Origin of the sequence: Pseudoalteromonas sp. HL-AS1 (assembly GCF_031198785.1) — a bacterium.
Taxonomy (GTDB): Bacteria; Pseudomonadota; Gammaproteobacteria; order Enterobacterales; family Alteromonadaceae; genus Pseudoalteromonas; species Pseudoalteromonas distincta.
Genome location: NZ_CP133569.1, coordinates 3,307,734 through 3,324,311, shown reverse-complemented (window position 1 = coordinate 3,324,311; position 16,578 = coordinate 3,307,734). Strand labels below are relative to the sequence as shown.

Here is a 16,578-nt window from a genome sequence, read left to right as displayed (position 1 = left end):
AGGGGTGATCTTTACTTTAGTTTTCTGGTAAAATCTCGTCCTAATTTTCTCTAAGTGAATTTACGATGGGTAAAAACGTTGTTGTATTAGGCACCCAATGGGGTGACGAAGGAAAGGGTAAGGTAGTTGATCTCCTTACAGACAAAGCATCTTTAGTAGTTCGTTATCAAGGTGGCCACAATGCGGGTCATACTTTAGTTATCGAAGGTGAAAAGACGGTTCTACACCTTATTCCATCGGGTGTATTACGTGACAATGTTAAATGTGTGATTGGTAATGGTGTAGTTTTATCACCAGAAGCGCTAATGAGAGAAATTGGCATGCTTGAAGAGCGCGGCGTACCAGTACGCGAGCGTCTTTTAATAAGTGAAGCATGTCCGCTAATCTTGCCTTTCCATGTTGCATTAGATGTAGCCCGCGAAACAGCTCGTGGCGATAAGCCTATTGGTACAACTGGCCGTGGAATCGGTCCTGCGTACGAAGATAAAGTAGCACGTCGTGGTTTACGCGTAGGCGATTTATTTAATCCTGAAGTATTTGCAGCTAAATTAAAAGAAGTGCTTGAGTACCACAACTTCACTTTAGTTAACTACTACAAAGTAGATGCTGTAGATTTCCAAAAAACGTTTGATGATGCAATGGCTGTTGCTGATATCTTAAAAGCAATGGTTGTAGATGTAACTGAGCTTTTAGATCAAACGCGTTTAGCAGGCGAAAACATTTTATTTGAAGGTGCACAAGGTACGTTACTTGATATAGATCACGGTACTTACCCTTATGTAACATCTTCAAACACTACCGCTGGTGGCGTTGCGACTGGTGCAGGTTTTGGTCCATTAAACCTTGATTACGTTTTAGGTATTATTAAAGCGTACACTACACGTGTTGGTTCAGGTCCTTTCCCTACAGAGCTTTACGACGGTCTTGATAAACAAGATCCAGTTGGTAAGCACCTAGGTGATAAAGGCCATGAGTTTGGCGCTACAACAGGTCGACTTCGTCGTACTGGTTGGTTAGATGCAGTGGCTATGCGCCGTGCAGTTCAAATCAATAGTATTTCAGGTTTTTGTTTAACTAAGCTTGATGTTTTAGATGGCTTAGAAACACTTAAAATCTGTACTGGTTACAAGCTTGAAGATGGCACAGTTACTAACGTAACACCATTAGCGGCCGAAGGTTACGATAAAGTAACACCAGTATACGAAGAAATGCCAGGTTGGTCAGAAAACACTGTTGGTGTAACGAGTCTTGACGGTTTACCAAAAGCTGCGATTGACTACATCAAACGTATTGAAGAAATTACGGGTGTTCCAATTGATATTATTTCTACAGGTCCTGACCGTGTAGAAACTATGGTGCTTCGCAATCCGTTTGCGTAATTACCATTAGATTAAAAAAAGCTGCTTCGTGCAGCTTTTTTTGTGTCTAAAATTCACCTTGGAACGATCTTTGTATATTATTTAATAAGTTTATATATATAAGTGGTGAATATGCGTTTATTTAATCGTAATTGCGTACTAAGGCTTTCGTTAATAACGCTGTCTTTATTTATTGCAACCAACAGCTTAGCTACAGAAAGCCCTGCTGCTGTGCCGCTGTATACAGAATCAGAGCTAATTGCGTTAATAAATAAAAATACGCATTTAGCGCGCGTAAAGGCAGATGATTGCCAGTTGGTGCAAGATATAGAAGCACGAGCCAATAAAATGGCATTGCCGTCTTATCAATTTTTATACGGCGATATGCTGGCTTATAACGTGTGCGTTGATCGCAATGTAGAGTTAGGTGTGTATTACATGCGAAAAGCAGCTGAGCAAGGCTTAGCGGCAGCGCTAGAGCAATTGGGACGATACTACGACACTGGTCGTTTAGTTCAGCAAGATAAAGCAATGGCAATTACGTATTTGCGTGAAGCCTCGTCGCAAGGCAATTTAAAAGCACAACTACGTTTAGTTAAATTATTTAATGATGGTTATGGCAGCCCGCGTGATTTTGAAGATGCTTATCGTTGGCTATTTAATTCTATGGTGGCAGATAAAGCGACTCATAATAAAATTGAGCGAGCGCTGACTAAGTTAGCGCAAAAAATGCCAGATAGTGTGGTTGCTCGAGCTCGCCTTCCTATTTAATGGCTTTTAAAAAACAAAACCCTAACTTTTTAAGTTAGGGTTTTTGAGTTTTTACAGGTAGTAAAAGTGTTTAACTTTCTTCTTTAGCCTTTGTTTGCGGGTCTTTTAAAACCGACATTTTAGGCGGCTGTAATGCAACAACACGCTCACCTTCTTGCGGCGGTTTTTCCATGTTAATTGTAAATGGTCTTAGCTTAATTGGCGTATCGTCATCACTGTCTTTATCACCTTTGAGAATAAATAAAGGGATAGCCTCAGGGTTCATTTCTAAGTATTGTTCCCAGCTAAACTCATCCGAGATACGTGTTGAACTAACCTTACCGCCTTTAGCTATAATACTGCTTAAACGTGCATACGAGCCTTCGTCTCCAAACAGTATTTGTCTAGATAAAAACGTTGCGCTGTCTTTATTTGCTTTTGCATGCGACGTTGATGAGCGTAGCGAAAATACATTTTTTTCATTAAGTAAATGAGAAAAGTATTGAACACCTAATGCATTATGATGACGATTTGGCGATAATGCTAATACACTACGAATCGTTGTTAGAGGTAAGTAGCGTTCAGCATGCTCTGATTGCGGGTTACCATAATAACAAGCTAAACCATCCATACGTGCCATTCTGCAGTTTTCCCATGCAGGATCTGACAGGTGAACCGGAATGTTTTGCTCTTGTAAGCCACGGCCGATTGCACGCGATACATGGTTTGCACCAATAATTAATATTGTATTTGGCGATGGCTGGCGTACACCTAATAGCTTGGCAACAGGAATGGCGGTTAAGCTCTGTAGTACAACGGTAATTATAATTACTGTAAATATGAGAGGTACCATTTTTTCAGCATCAGCAACACCAGACTCCATCATGCTAAGCGCAAATACCGACCCAACGGCTGCGGCGACTATACCGCGTGGAGCTATCCAGGCAAGTACCAAACGAGACTTCATTGGTAAGTCAGTACCAAATGTAGAAATAGCAATACACAGTGGACGAGCAACAAAAAGCACGATAGCTAAAAATATAAATACATCGCTGTCGAGCATCATTAAATCAGAGAGCTGTAAGCGTGCTGCAAGTAAAATAAACAGCGTTGATATTAATATCATCGACAAGTCTTCTTTAAACTCAAGTACAGAATCTATTTCTAAATCGTCTTGGTTAGCAAGCCAAATGCCAAATACAGTCACTGCTAATAGGCCTGATTCATGGCTTAAATAGTTTGATACAGAAAAACTAATGAGTACTAATGCCAATATACCAAACTTATGTAATTCAAATGGTAGCCATTCGCGACGCATTAATAGTGTTGTTAACCAACCAGCAGCAACACCAATACTTAATCCAACACCGAGGGTTTTAACTAAGGCAATAATAGTGTGGCTAAATACTTCGCCTTGGCCTACAAGCATTACGGCTTCAAATACTAATACAGCGAATAATGCGCCGATCGGGTCTATTACAATACCTTCCCATCGAAGTATGCGGTCAATGTCTTGTGTGGGGCGCATTGAGTTTAATAGCGGTGCTATAACAGTAGGGCCTGTTACAACTAGCACTGCACCTAATACCGCAGCTACACGCCAATTAAGTTCAAGCAACCAATAGGCGCTGAGGCTAATAATAATACAGGTAGTAAGCATGCCGATGGAGCAAAGGTTTCTTACAACTTTTCCGATTCCTTTTAGCTCTCTGAAATGCAGAGTTAAGGATCCTTCAAATAAAATGATGGCAACACTTAGTGATACAACTGGAAACAGTAAATCACCTAATAATGCATCAGGGTCTAAAACACCACTAAATGGTCCAAGTAAAAGACCAGTAAGCAATAAGAAAAGAATAGCGGGCACTCTAAAAGCCCACGCGACCCATTGGGCAAGCACAGAGCAAAGTGCGATACCGGCTATGTAAATTGCTGACATAGATTAAGAATTCCTTATTTATGACGGTTTGTTCAGAAAGTATAACTTTTGTTAATTATTAATACAGGGGTATACACGGGAAATTCAAATATTACTAATCAATTTTAGCTGCTTATAGAAGATTAGTAGGCTTAAATTATTTTGCGCGTGTTCAGTCGCCTTATTTTAAGCCGTATTAATTGTTTAATAGATTGAATTTTAATAACAATCAAACACCACAAACGAGAAGGAATTAGCTTCGCTCGAATTTTAACCTTGATTTTTAAGAGGTATTTAGTGTAATATGCTTCGTGTTCTAATAATTAGTTATCTAATGAAGTTTATTGGAAGTAAAAGTGGTTTGTTAATCTTAACGTCATTTTTAATCTTTATAATCATGCATTAGTGGTGTTACTAGTATTTGAACACTACATAATTTCATTTGCCGAACTCTTGGTATGGTTTTGCTAAACAAGTTTATTTAATTATTTAAGTAAATAAAGGTTTGAGTTGAACTATTGCTTTCAATGTTTAACCCCCATCGTGGCGGTTAAATCTCGGTCCTTTGGTCTTCACCCTATCTGTTGGTGTATCAGACTTTAGAGGCTCTATGTATGTTGTTAATAAAAAAGCCACACACAGCTTTTTACAGCGATGCATAAACAACACTTTTAAATTTTTTGATTAGTGCTGCTCAATATTATTGGGTTGTTGCTACTTTATACTTAACCTTAAATCTAAGCTTATTGTTTTAGATATAGTTTTCGCGTGTGTGTAAAAAAAGTGTTGCCTAAATGAAAGACAAATTCGAAGCTATGTTTTAAACCTAGCTACTTAGTTTTAGCTCGTCTAATTAAGGTGAGCGCAGATAAAATGGAAAGTTGAGCATTTATGCAAAAGTTAAATTGGCGACGTATCGTACTTAAAGTAGGTAGTGCATTAATTGCACCAGATCAAGATGGCTGCCGTTCGCGTTACATATTAACCATCGCACAGTTCATTGTTCGTTGTCGTGCCCGTGGAATCGAGGTGATTTTAGTATCATCGGGTTCTGTAGCGGCTGGCGCGCACTTATTCCCATCAGACAAACCACGTTCTGTGGTAATGAAAAAAGCAATGGCGGCAGCAGGTCAAACAGAAATGATTGCCATGTGGGACCGATTTTTTGACTTTCCATCTGCGCAGCTATTACTAACTCATGGCGATTTACGTGACCGCGAGCGTTATCAGAGCATTCGTGAAACCGTGTTCACTTTACTTGAACATGGTGTACTTCCTATCATTAATGAAAACGATGCCGTAACCACTGATGATTTACGAGTAGGTGACAACGATAACTTATCAGCAATGGTCGCAGCAGCTGCCGATGCCGATGCTTTATTAATATTCTCAGACGTTGATGGGCTATATGATAAAAACCCTAACTTACATGATGATGCGGTGTTACTGCCTGAAATAAAATCAATTGATGAATCTATTTATGCTATGGCAGGATGTGCTACAAGTGCAGTAGGTACTGGTGGCATGAAAACCAAAATAGAAGCGGCAGAAAAAGCAACATCTCATGGTATAGCGACTTATATTATAAATGGCTTTAAAGAAGAAACATTTACAAAACTGCTAGCTGGAGAAAACCCAGGTAGTGTATTTTTACCGTACGAAAAACCGATGCAGGACTCTATTCATTGGATGACACATACAGCAAATGAGCAAGGTGAAGTTGTTGTTGATGGATCATTTGATGAATCTCTTGAAGGTGAAAGTGGATGTATTCGTGGTGACGAAATCATGGAAGTTCACGGTGAATTTGCCGTGGGTGATACCATTTTAGTACGTAGTGAAGACGGTACGCGTTTAGCTAAAGCGACCGCAAATTATAGTAGCTGTTTGTTAAACTTTATTGCAGACAACGAACAGAGTGAATTCAGCGAAAAAATGCAGGATTCAATTGGACCAGTTATATCTGAAAAACATATCGCATTATTGGAGAAGTCATGAGTTTAATTACGGACATTTCACGTCAGGCAGCTAAAGCTGCACATACACTTGCTTTACTCGATACCGAGACTAAAAACCAAGTATTAGTTGAAATGGCAGCGGCACTAAGAGAGCAAAAAGCATTTATAATAAAAGAAAATGAAAGTGATTTAAGCGCAGCACGCGACAATAACTTAGCAGCCTCAATGATCGACCGCTTAACGTTAAACGATGAGCGTATTGAAGCAATGGCAGAAGGTATTGAAGTAATCGTAAGCCTTGATGATCCTGTTGGTCAGCTGCGTGATATTACTGAGCGCCCAAATGGTATTAAAATTCGCAAAATGCGAGTACCTCTTGGCGTTGTATGTATGATTTACGAAGCACGCCCGAATGTGACAGCAGACGCTGGTGCACTATGTTTTAAATCAGGTAATGGCGTAATTTTACGTGGCGGCAAAGAAGCACTTAGAAGTTCACAAGCTATCGCAAGTGTAATGCACAGCGTACTTGAGAAGCACAACTTACCGGTATCACTTATTTCAGTGATTCCAGATCCAGACCGTGCGCTGTTAATGGAACTGATGCAGCAACGCGAAAGCATTGATTTAATCATTCCACGCGGCGGCGAGGGTTTAATTAACTTTGTTACTGAAAACAGCACGATCCCAGTAATTCAGCATTACAAAGGCGTTTGTCATCTATATGTAGATAAAGATGCAGACCTAGAAATTGCGCTTAACTTACTGCTTAATGGTAAAACGCAGCGTACCGGTGTTTGTAATGCACTAGAAGGTTTAGTTGTGCATCAAGATGTGGCAGATGAGTTTTTAAATCTGTGTGCAGTTGTATTACGCCAAGAAGGTGTAAAAATAAATGCTGACAGCTTTGCAGCTAAATACTTTGATAACGCAACAGTCCTAGCCGATAACGAGTTTGGTGAAGAATACCTAGACTTAGAAATCGCTATTCGCGTTGTTCCAAACTTTACGGCAGCGGTTGAACACATTGAACAGTTTGGTTCAAACCATACAGAAGTAATTTGTACTAAAAATGAAGCTGCTGCAGAGTTATTCCAACGCAGTGTTGATGCTTCTGTAGTAATGGTTAACGCATCGTCTCGTTTTTCTGATGGCTCACAATTGGGCCTAGGCGCAGAGATTGGTATAGCTACTTCCAAGCTACATGCATACGGTCCTATGGGCCTCGAGTCACTAACGACTGAAAAGTATTTAGTTAATGGAGTTGGCCAAGTTCGCGAGTAACCGTAAAAATTAAGTCCATAAAAAGCCGAGCATATTCATGCTCGGCTTTTAAGTTTATAAATCACGCTATAGTTACTTTAACTTTTTAAACCAATCACTTGCAGGTTCTGGTCTGTGTAAATAATAGCCTTGCAGAATAACCTCAGGATACTCCTGTAGTAAATCAAAATGGGACTGGTTCTCTACGCCTTCAGCAACTATCTCGAGTTCAAATAAACGACCTAAGCTTACAATCATATCAATAATTAGTTTATCGTTGTTATCGGTAGGAGCCTCTAAAACAAAAGAACGATCAATTTTAAGTTCTTGTATTGGTAATTGTTTTAGGTAGGTTAAACTCGAATATCCAGTACCAAAGTCGTCAATTGATACTCTAATACCTAGTTTCTTGAGAAAGTGAACCGCTTCAATAGCCGCTTCCATATGATTAAGCAATGTACCTTCAATTATCTCAATAGTGAGTTGTTGAGGATTAATGTTATGTTGCTTTATCTGTTGGCTAATAAAGTTTAAAAAACGCGCTTCATGAAAGTGCCTGCCACTTATATTAATTGATAAGTTTAACTCAGGGTGAGTTTTACTAAGTTGCGTTAGCATTTCAAGTGCATTTGAAGTTACCCAGCAATCTAAATCATAAATTATGTCTGACTCTTCGGCTATAGATATAAACTCACTAGGACTAATAAAGCCTTTTTGAGGGTGCTCCCATCTTAATAAAACCTCTGCGCCTTTAAGGGTTTGGCTTCGATCAAATTGGGATTGTAAATATAGCGATAGCTCATTATTAGAAATAGCTTTACGTAAATCTTGTTCTATTTCAAAACGGCGTTTTGCTTGCTCGCCAAATGAAGTATCAAAAAAGGTAACTCTATTACCGCCTTTCTCTTTTGCTTTGTAACAGGCCGCTTCACAGTTACGAATAGTCTCAATAGCACTTTCCCATTGAACTTCTCGTGGAAAGATATAGGTGCCAATACTTACAGTTAAGCTAACGTCTTGTTCAGCAAAGACAAATGGATGGTTTACACTTGCAAGTAGCTCTTGGGCTTTATTTTCAGCCATTGCTTGAGCTCTAGCTCTGCCCACACCTTTTTCAATTGTACACAGCACTGCAAACTCATCACTGCCTAAGCGAGCAATAACATCTTTTTTACTCACCTTAGAATGAATTCGTTTAGTTAATTCTTTTAAAATATTATCGCCAGCGAGTAAGCCTAATCCATCATTAATTGAGTGGAAGCTGTCTATATCAATAATATAAATATAGGCATAACTATTTTCGGTACTACAAACTTGAAGTTGTTGCTCTAACTGCTTTAAAAACCCATTTCGGTTGGGTAAACCTGTAAGTTCATCATGCCATGTAAGGTAATGAATTCTTTCTTGGGTTACTTTAACGCTCGAAATATCACTAAATACACCAATATAGTGCACGTTAGTATCTTGCTCGCCTTTTACCATACTGAGAGTTAATAACTCAGGGTAAAGCTCGCCATTTTTCCGTCTAGTTACAAGTTCTCCACTCCAATAGCCTGCTTGATTTGCATGTTCCCATACTTGGTCAAAGCTAATACTCGGATGGTTGTTTTGTTTTATATCGTGTAACTGCATTTGTAGTGAGTCTGATTCACAGTAACCGGTTATACGACAAAATGAAGGATTCACCGCAATAATTTTGCCATTACTATCGGTAATAACAACACCATCGGCGGTTCCCGTTAGGGCTTGATAAAATAACTTTTGTTTTGATGAAAGTTCTTTTAATTCTTCTTCACGTTGGCTTAACTCTTTCGCCAGTAACTCTATTTCGAGTAATTTGTCGTGCAGGTCGAAGTTTTTTTCTATAAGCCTATCTAGCATTCCTTGAGCGGTAATATGAGTGCGAATGCGTGCTCTAACGAGCGCTAGTTTGTAAGGTTTATGAATGTAATCAATTGCGCCCATTGCAAAGCCTTTTTCTTCAGACTCTTCTTCGGTAAGCGCAGTTACAAATATGACGGGGATGCCTTTAGTATTTTGTTTCGCTTTGAGTATATTACATACTTCGTAGCCGTCCATGCCCGGCATCATTATATCTAATAAAATCAAGTCAGGGCGAGTTGACTCAACAAATACTAATGCTTGTTCACCGCTAGTTGAAATACGTACGTCGTAGTCAGTTAAAAGTCCTTCAACTAATACGTGTAAATTACTAGGTTCGTCATCAACAATAAGAATTAAAGGTTTATGCTTTTTCTCTGTAGTTAATCCCTTACTGTTTGCGAGATAATTTGAATGCACTATCTATCCTTCTTTGCGTTCTTTGCTATGTTAAATCTAGTTCAGGTTAGTGGTTATGCCTAATTTTTATTATCGTTTCTATATTTATCAATCAACTCTATTACTAATGCGTAGTTAAAATGATCAATTGCTTCTTTGAGCTTAAATAGAGAGTGGCTTCTATCATATTGATTCATTTCTAGCTGTCTAACCAAACTGCTAGGTACGGGGCGAGCCGTTAATGCTAATGAGTATATTTTATCGATAACCGAGTCTTCGTTTTCTAGTTCATGTCGCTGTATATGCTCTTTTTTAAAGCTATCAGCTACCAAGAATTGTTTTACGGCAAAAAGTGTAAGTGTTAATTGTTCATTAAAGTGAGATAAGTTAATACTTTTCTCATTTATTAAGCTTTTCTCAACACTTTGCGCGCTTTGTTGCAGTAGCTCCAAACCTAATGTGCCGGCAAGGCCCTTAAGTGTATGTACTAGTCGAATTAAGCTTTCTAACTCTCCATTTTTAATTAATATATCAGCTTTAGTCGAAAAGTCATTGTAATCGTTGACAAACTGAGTAAATAATTTAGTTAATAATACGTCATTATTTTCTAGGTTTTCTTTTGCTAAAAGCAGATTTATAGTGCTCAGAGGTTCATTACTTTGCAGATGTTTCTCTATACTTTCGTAAAGCGCATCAAAAATAATCGGTTTTACTAAAAAGTCGTCCATACCCGCTCTAAACGCTGCTTTTTTATCATTAGGATCTGCGGCTGCCGTAATAGCAATTATAGGAGTTTTGTAGCCTCGCTCTCTTAATATGCTTGTTGCTTCTAGTCCGTCCATAACTGGCATTTGAACATCCATAAAAATAATATCGATGTCATTTGTCTCTATTTTATCTAATGCATCACGTCCATTATCAGCAATGATCACAGTCATATCTAATCTTGTTAAAAGGGCTGAGGCTATTTCTTGGTTAATTTTATTATCATCAACAACTAATGCATTAAAACCCGAAAATTTAGGATGGGGCTTTAATTGCTTTTCTTTGAAATTATTGGGTGAAAGCTTTCTTAAAATTTCAACTTCACTATTTTTATTACCAATAATTATAATGTCTATATTTTCATTTTTTGCAATTGGCTCAGGAGACTCTTCATCGGTAATTAATAAAATAAGTGTTAATTTTTCATTAGCGTTTTTATTTTGAGCGTACAGTTGTTGTAAAATAAAGTTATCGTTGAGCTCTTTTTTTTCTATCGACATTATTACAATACTAAATGGGCTACTAGGCTGAGACATTTTTGCAATGGCTCTTAATGGTTCTTGTGTTGTTTCTGTCGTTATATTTATATCACTTAGTAAGTCCATTAATTTTTTAATTTGCTCATTATCAGGGCTAATTAATAAGGCGTGTTTTTTTAGCTTTTGTTGCTCAGATAAAGTAAAGGGTAGAGTAAAGAAAAACTCGCTACCTTGATTAATCGTGCTCCTTACTTGTATATCTCCGCCCAGCAATTTAGTTAATTGTTTGCTTATAGTGAGTCCTAAACCGGTCCCACCATACTTTCTTGTTGTGCTTGAATCACCTTGCGAGAAAGACTGGAATATAATTTTTGATTGCTCTTCAGTCATCCCAATACCCGTGTCTTTTATACTAAAGCGAAGGTTTATTGTTTTTTCGTGTTGAGATGTCGCTTCTATAATTAATGATATTTCACCATGCTCAGTAAACTTAATTGCGTTACCTACACAGTTATTTATTATTTGGCTTAAGTGCATTGGGTCGCCAATAAGTTCAAGCCCTGCATCAACGTGTAAAGTAAAGTTTAATAACAAACCTTTTTGCTTGGCATTTGTTGAGAATAAATTTTGAACGTTAGAAACTATAGTATGTAAGGTAAAAGGGATTTGCTCTAACTGAACTTTTTCCGATTCTAGCTTAGAAAAATCCAGAATATTGTTTAAAATCTGCAATAAATTTTGAGCACTTGAAAAAGCTTTATCTGCGTAGTGTTTTTGCCTTGAGGGAAGCTCGCTGCTTTGTAAAAGTTGCAACATACCTAATATGCCATTCATTGGGGTGCGAAGTTCATGACTCATATTGGCTACAAAATCTATTTTTGTTTTATTGGCTTTATCGGTTTGCTCCATGGCACTCGTCAGGTCGGCATTCATTGCTTCCATTTGGGAGTTTAATACGCGGGTTTCATTGAGTAGCTCTTTGGTTTGCTTATTTTTTAAATATAAAGCGTTAGCTGCTTTTATTACCGATGCTATTTCAGTTTGATTTTGGCTGTTATTTGAAATAGTTATTGGCTTTTCGCTATTCATGTCTTTAAGTAATAAAGTGAGCTGAGTAATTGGTTTTATAACCGATCTAAAAATAAAATAGCTTAAAAATAAAATGATTAACATAATTAAAACGGCAAATATATTTGCCTGTTCTGTATTTTTTGTTAAGTGGCTACTTAGTAGCTCTTCTGTTTTGATTAGTTTATTTTTTTCTATGTTTTTAATTTCATTAGTTAAATACAGCAATTCGTTTTCTATGCCTGTAAGCACTACATTTACAGAAAAAGTGTAGCTACGGGTGAGTAATACAAGTTGGTTATAAGCTTGTTTTAAGCTTGTTGTTTTATTGGAGAGGGATTCATTTATTACAGAGGTGCTCGTTAGTTTTTTATGTAAGTGATTTAAGTTTTGTTTTACATTTTGTGCTTCATCAAAATTAGGTTTATAGAGGTAGCTTATAATTGCATGTTTTAAATTACTTATTGTGAGTAAAACATCGTTAAAAATAACTTTATTATCATTGTTTGAAGACCCTTCTAAATCACTAATTGTTACTTGTAAGTCATCAATAGGTTGTTTGAACTGAGTAATGTAAATGTGTTCGCGTTTTTGTCTGTTTACGACAACTTGGCCAAATGTATCTTGGTAATTATTTAAATACTCGCCAAGGCGTATTAGTGAGTTTTGATACTCAGGGGTCTGGTTTTGAGTGTTTGTTTTTAGCTGCTCGAGATTTAGATTTGCCTTATTTAAATAAAAATTAAATTTGGTAATCGTATTTTCATTTGCATTGTCAATAAATGAAACTGCATGCCCTTGCAGGGAAATAATATCGTTTTCTAAGTTAGTTACAGCTTCACTTTGAATAAGCGCGTTATGTTGCGATTTTTGCAAGTTAAGTAAAGACGTTTGCGAATAGTTAAACAAATAGCTCTGTAAAAGAAGTAATCCAATCAGCGAACACAGAGCTAATATTATTTTTGATTTAATTGAGTTTATTATCATTATCGGCTAATCAACTCATACCATTTTTGCAGGCTGTAGTCATAGGTTGGCATAACTGTATTCCACACTGCTACATTACTAAAGCGTTTATGGTAACTACCGCCATTACGTTGCCCACCTGCTTTTACAGCTACGTCGCCATTGGTATTTAATAAATCTATGTTTGTTGCTTTTCCACCGTACCAGTAATCCCATTCAGACTGAGATAGGAGTAGTTTAGAGCGCTGCGGGTTACTAATGTAATAACCTTGGCGAGCAATAAATGCACCAGGCCAGCCTGAAAGCCACCAATTCATATAATCGTAAGCTGCATCTTTTGCGCTACTTTGTATTTGTGACGATAAACACATAACACCATGCCAGCCTCGGTAGCCTTCTTTTGGCGCGGCAAATCGTACATTAATATTTTGGCTGTTTAATGCAGAAACTGCAGGCGAAAACATGCTTTCTATATGGGCTCGCTTACTTCTCATAAATTCAATCGACTCAGGAACCGAATTCCAATAGCCACTAAAGTGACCTTGGCGTTTAAAGTCGAGTAATATACTAAACAACCTATCAAGTTCTGGGCGGGTCATTGCACCTATATTGTTAAATTTTATAAGTCCTTTACTTTGTGCTGCTAGGGCTAGGTCAAATAATCCAATGGTAGGCGCATTTACAATAGCTACTTTACCTCTGTTCTCGTCATCAAGCAGCCAACTCCAGCTTTCTGTTTCGTATGCTATACCGAGCTTAATAAAGTCGGTGTTGTAACCAAAAGAGTCAACATTATGCACATAAGGTAAAAAGCTAATATGATCGCTTTCTTGTGAGCTTAATGTGCCATCGGGTTGTACATTTAATAATTTATAGGGAGCATCACCTGCACCAATACTTGCAGTTTCGGTTAGTTTTCCCGTTTTAGTAAGTGGATTTATCTCGTTAAAGTAGGTGAGTCGTTTTTTTTCTATTGGCTGTATAGAACCTGCATCCCAAAGCACATTAATGCTGTTTGACCATTGTTCGTATAAATCAAAGGAGCCAGAGTCCATTGATGCCTTTTGCAAAACGGCAGCGCTGCCTGCGGGAGTAAATTCTATATTAATACCCAAGTCACTCATCGCTTGCTTGCGAATAGCCTCTTGGAGTGTTACATGCGTACCAAGCACTCTTAATGTGACTTTTTTTCGGGCAAAAACATAAGGCGCATGTGTTATTGCACCAGCTGTTAAACCTATTGCAGCTAGCTTTTTTAGCGTTGAACGCTTAGGGTTGCCCATGTTAAGCCTAAAGTACTAATGTGTGACATTATGTATAGCTAAGAACTTGTAAAGACACAAGTTGAATGGATAAATTTAAAATTATATAGAATGAAAAATTAGAATATTAGGGTATCAAAAAATAATAAAAACAGTGGGAAAATAGAAGAGTAGAACGAATTTGAAAAGGAGTAGGAAAGTGGTGGAGCTAAGCAGGATCGAACTGCTGACCTCCTGCGTGCAAGGCAGGCGCTCTCCCAGCTGAGCTATAGCCCCACATTCCTAAGTTACATATAATGTAACTGCTTGACTGCTGAGTTCCAAGCGGGACGAACTTTAAGTTTTTTTATAAATTTGGTCAAGTATTTTTTCGTAAATTTTCACTGTTTACGTCAATTTTTGTTAGACTCGGCTTAATTCAAAACTAAAACGATAAAAAACAATGAAAAAATGTGTTCTAGCGCTTATGGTTTTACTCGCTGGCTGTGCCTCAAATGATGAGCCGCCTTTTGAAATAAATAATAAACAGTTTCACGAAAGGCAAGATGAGCAAGGCAATAAGCTTTTTTCTTATGTTGTTTCGGTAAAAGCTAAGCATCGTGAAAACTTTAACTTAGACCGTGGTTCTAACAAGAGACCAAGTCGTGGTGAGGTTAAGCAGTATATAGAGAAAGAGCATTTTGAAGAGTCGAGCATTCTGAAGTTACAGCTAGAAGACCAAGCAGTTGAATTATTAAATCAAGAGCTAAAAGATCGTAAGTATTGCGGCAACAAGCATGAAGTTAATGATGTTTTATGGCGAGATTTGAGTGTACAACTAAGAGGGCGTTGTTTGTAATATGCTGGCTGATAAAACTAAGTTAGCAGAGCTTTTGGCGCACCTAGATATTAACTATGATGTAATAGAGCATCCGCCGCTACATACTAGCTTAGCGGCAGATGAGTTTATGATTGAGCGCCCAGGTACTCGCCTTAAAAACCTATTTTTACGCGATAACGAAGGCAAGCGACACTTTTTAGTTATTACAGCGCACAATAAGCAACTCGACTTAAAGGCACTATCAAAGCAACAAGGGCTTTCACGCTTAGGGTTCGCATCGAGTGAGCGGCTAGCTAAATATTTAAAAGTGGCTCCTGGGTGTGTATCTATGTTGGCTCTTTTAAATGATAAGCAAAACGAAGTGAGCTTATGGGTTGACCAAGATATTTGGCACGGTGATTTGTTTCATTGTCATCCGTTTGAAAACACCCAAACATGGTTGCTTAGTAAAGCTGATTTAGAAACATTTTTTAATTACACAAAGCATCAACCGCGCGTTGTATTTTTACCCTCAAAATAAGCCCACATAATTAACGATAAACCACATAAGCAAACCGCAAGCAGCGTAAACATAAACGCTGTTTGCCCATGATGTTGGTATACTACACCGGGTAATAACGACCCCAATGCGCCACCACTGTAATAAAACGATACATATCCGCCATTGGTTACACTTGGTGGGGCTTTACTGATTTTATTAACGAGCGGTGCGGCAGTTGAATGAATCACAAACATAGCACCGCAAAACAAAGTAAATGCGATTAAAAATAAGCTAAGCTGGTGGCTCATTAATAAAATAATACTCACACTATAAAAACTAAATACCGCAGTTAATAAATGCCAAGGCGAAGGGACTTTTTTAAGCAACCAAGGTGCAGCAATAGAGGCGAGGGCACCAACTAAATAACCACTGTAAACTAAACCTATGTCACGAGTATTGGTAATTAAAAACGTGTTTTGTAATATAAACGGTAAGTAATTAAGTAATGCAGCAAAACAAAAAAACATACAAAAGACGGCACCGTACACTTTAAGGATAGCGCCTTCTTTAAGTTGTTTAATGTAATCGAGTGGGGAGAGCTGCGACTGTGTAGCTGGGTTTGTAAAGCGAGAATGCTTAATTGTCAAAGCTAAGCAAATAAGCATAAAAGCAATTACGTAATAAAAGCTCTGCCAATTCCATAAGTCGCTAAACAAAGCGGCAAACACGCGTCCAAAGTAACCACCAACTATACTGCTACCAATATATAGGGTCATATTTTTTTGAAGTGTATCAGCGCTATAACTCATGCCTATATAGCTAGTCATTGCTGTTAAAGCTGCGGGGAGCGTTAAACCTTGTAAAAATCTGACTAATAATAAAAGCTCAAAGCTAGGTACATAAACAAAAAGTAAGCAGCTAAGGCCTAAAAGCACCATTGCAATACGTAATATAAGTAGTGGATTTATTTTTGCTAAAAATAAACCATAAACGAGCGGGGCAATGGCTAAGGGCAGCATAGTTGCAGTCATTAAGCTGCCAGCTACCGCAGGTGCTACATTAAATTCGCTCGCAAAAAGGCTAAGTAGGGGTTGCGGTGCATAAAGCACAAAAAATATAAATACCGAGCAAACGAGTAGATGAGGTAAACGCATTATATGGCTTGTGCATTTGCTGATTGGTTGCGTGGTATTGTATTAAAAATTGCTTT

The 16,578-nt window shown here is 37.9% G+C and carries 11 protein-coding genes and 1 tRNA gene; 6 read left to right on the top strand and 6 right to left on the bottom strand.

All coding sequences use genetic code 11. The features are described 5' to 3' along the window. Nucleotides 1-65 precede the first annotated feature (65 nt). Both RB214_RS15420 and RB214_RS15415 read left to right on the top strand, forming a co-directional pair. On the top strand, nucleotides 66-1,379 hold the full coding sequence (locus tag RB214_RS15420) for an adenylosuccinate synthase (RefSeq protein WP_024597266.1): 1,314 nt from the start codon (nucleotides 66-68) through the stop codon (nucleotides 1,377-1,379). A 111-nt stretch (nucleotides 1,380-1,490) separates the two neighbouring features. Then, entirely contained in the window at nucleotides 1,491-2,129 is a 639-nt protein-coding gene (locus RB214_RS15415) for a tetratricopeptide repeat protein (RefSeq protein ID WP_309167741.1), read from the top strand. A 70-nt stretch (nucleotides 2,130-2,199) separates the two neighbouring features. On the opposite strand, the gene RB214_RS15410 is transcribed toward RB214_RS15415, so the two are convergent. Next, the gene (locus RB214_RS15410; RefSeq protein ID WP_165743459.1) at nucleotides 2,200-4,047 is read right to left on the bottom strand and encodes a sodium:proton antiporter; all 1,848 of its coding nucleotides are present in this window, start codon (nucleotides 4,045-4,047) and stop codon (nucleotides 2,200-2,202) included. A gap of 870 nt (nucleotides 4,048-4,917) precedes the next feature. Here RB214_RS15410 and proB point away from each other — a divergent pair. Together proB and RB214_RS15400 are read left to right on the top strand one after the other, a co-directional pair. After that, nucleotides 4,918-6,024 carry a glutamate 5-kinase gene (gene proB, locus RB214_RS15405; protein WP_002957876.1) on the top strand — a complete coding sequence of 369 codons (1,107 nt, stop codon included), beginning with the start codon at nucleotides 4,918-4,920 and terminating at the stop codon, nucleotides 6,022-6,024. Beyond that, nucleotides 6,021-7,268 (top strand): glutamate-5-semialdehyde dehydrogenase, encoded by a 1,248-nt coding sequence (locus RB214_RS15400; protein WP_309167740.1) that lies wholly within the window; start codon nucleotides 6,021-6,023, stop codon nucleotides 7,266-7,268. The genes proB and RB214_RS15400 overlap by 4 nt, the downstream gene beginning before the upstream one ends. A 72-nt stretch (nucleotides 7,269-7,340) precedes the next feature. Here the strand turns inward: RB214_RS15400 and RB214_RS15395 are convergent, their stop codons facing one another. The 4 genes from RB214_RS15395 to RB214_RS15380 form a co-directional block, all read right to left on the bottom strand. Beyond that, nucleotides 7,341-9,548, bottom strand: a complete 2,208-nt coding sequence (locus RB214_RS15395) for an EAL domain-containing protein (RefSeq protein WP_309167739.1) — start codon at nucleotides 9,546-9,548, stop codon at nucleotides 7,341-7,343. Between the two features lie 59 nt (nucleotides 9,549-9,607). After that, nucleotides 9,608-12,826 (bottom strand): response regulator, encoded by a 3,219-nt coding sequence (locus tag RB214_RS15390; RefSeq protein ID WP_309167738.1) that lies wholly within the window; start codon nucleotides 12,824-12,826, stop codon nucleotides 9,608-9,610. Continuing rightward, nucleotides 12,826-14,088, bottom strand: a complete 1,263-nt coding sequence (locus RB214_RS15385) for an extracellular solute-binding protein (protein WP_309167737.1) — start codon at nucleotides 14,086-14,088, stop codon at nucleotides 12,826-12,828. Before RB214_RS15385 ends, RB214_RS15390 begins: the two co-directional genes overlap by 1 nt. 179 nt (nucleotides 14,089-14,267) lie before the next feature. Further along, a tRNA-Ala gene (locus RB214_RS15380) sits at nucleotides 14,268-14,343 on the bottom strand. A gap of 166 nt (nucleotides 14,344-14,509) precedes the next feature. Between RB214_RS15380 and RB214_RS15375 the strand changes: the two genes are divergently transcribed. Then, entirely contained in the window at nucleotides 14,510-14,905 is a 396-nt protein-coding gene (locus RB214_RS15375) for a hypothetical protein (protein ID WP_309167736.1), read from the top strand. A 1-nt stretch (nucleotide 14,906) separates the two neighbouring features. Further along, nucleotides 14,907-15,407, top strand: coding sequence for a prolyl-tRNA synthetase associated domain-containing protein (locus RB214_RS15370; protein ID WP_154903604.1), 501 nt, complete (start codon nucleotides 14,907-14,909; stop codon nucleotides 15,405-15,407). On the opposite strand, the gene RB214_RS15365 is transcribed toward RB214_RS15370, so the two are convergent. Beyond that, on the bottom strand, nucleotides 15,374-16,522 hold the full coding sequence (locus RB214_RS15365; RefSeq protein ID WP_309167735.1) for an MFS transporter: 1,149 nt from the start codon (nucleotides 16,520-16,522) through the stop codon (nucleotides 15,374-15,376). The genes RB214_RS15370 and RB214_RS15365 overlap by 34 nt on opposite strands. Between the last annotated feature and the right edge of the window lie 56 nt (nucleotides 16,523-16,578).

Coding starts and splice junctions, on each gene's coding strand:
- RB214_RS15400 (WP_309167740.1), top strand. CDS start 6,021: ATGAGTTTAATTACGGACATTTCACGTCAGGCAGCTAAAGCTGCACAT.
- RB214_RS15365 (WP_309167735.1), bottom strand. CDS start 16,522: ATGCGTTTACCTCATCTACTCGTTTGCTCGGTATTTATATTTTTTGTG.
- RB214_RS15420 (WP_024597266.1), top strand. CDS start 66: ATGGGTAAAAACGTTGTTGTATTAGGCACCCAATGGGGTGACGAAGGA.
- RB214_RS15410 (WP_165743459.1), bottom strand. CDS start 4,047: ATGTCAGCAATTTACATAGCCGGTATCGCACTTTGCTCTGTGCTTGCC.
- RB214_RS15370 (WP_154903604.1), top strand. CDS start 14,907: ATGCTGGCTGATAAAACTAAGTTAGCAGAGCTTTTGGCGCACCTAGAT.
- proB (WP_002957876.1), top strand. CDS start 4,918: ATGCAAAAGTTAAATTGGCGACGTATCGTACTTAAAGTAGGTAGTGCA.
- RB214_RS15375 (WP_309167736.1), top strand. CDS start 14,510: ATGAAAAAATGTGTTCTAGCGCTTATGGTTTTACTCGCTGGCTGTGCC.
- RB214_RS15390 (WP_309167738.1), bottom strand. CDS start 12,826: ATGATAATAAACTCAATTAAATCAAAAATAATATTAGCTCTGTGTTCG.
- RB214_RS15415 (WP_309167741.1), top strand. CDS start 1,491: ATGCGTTTATTTAATCGTAATTGCGTACTAAGGCTTTCGTTAATAACG.
- RB214_RS15385 (WP_309167737.1), bottom strand. CDS start 14,088: ATGGGCAACCCTAAGCGTTCAACGCTAAAAAAGCTAGCTGCAATAGGT.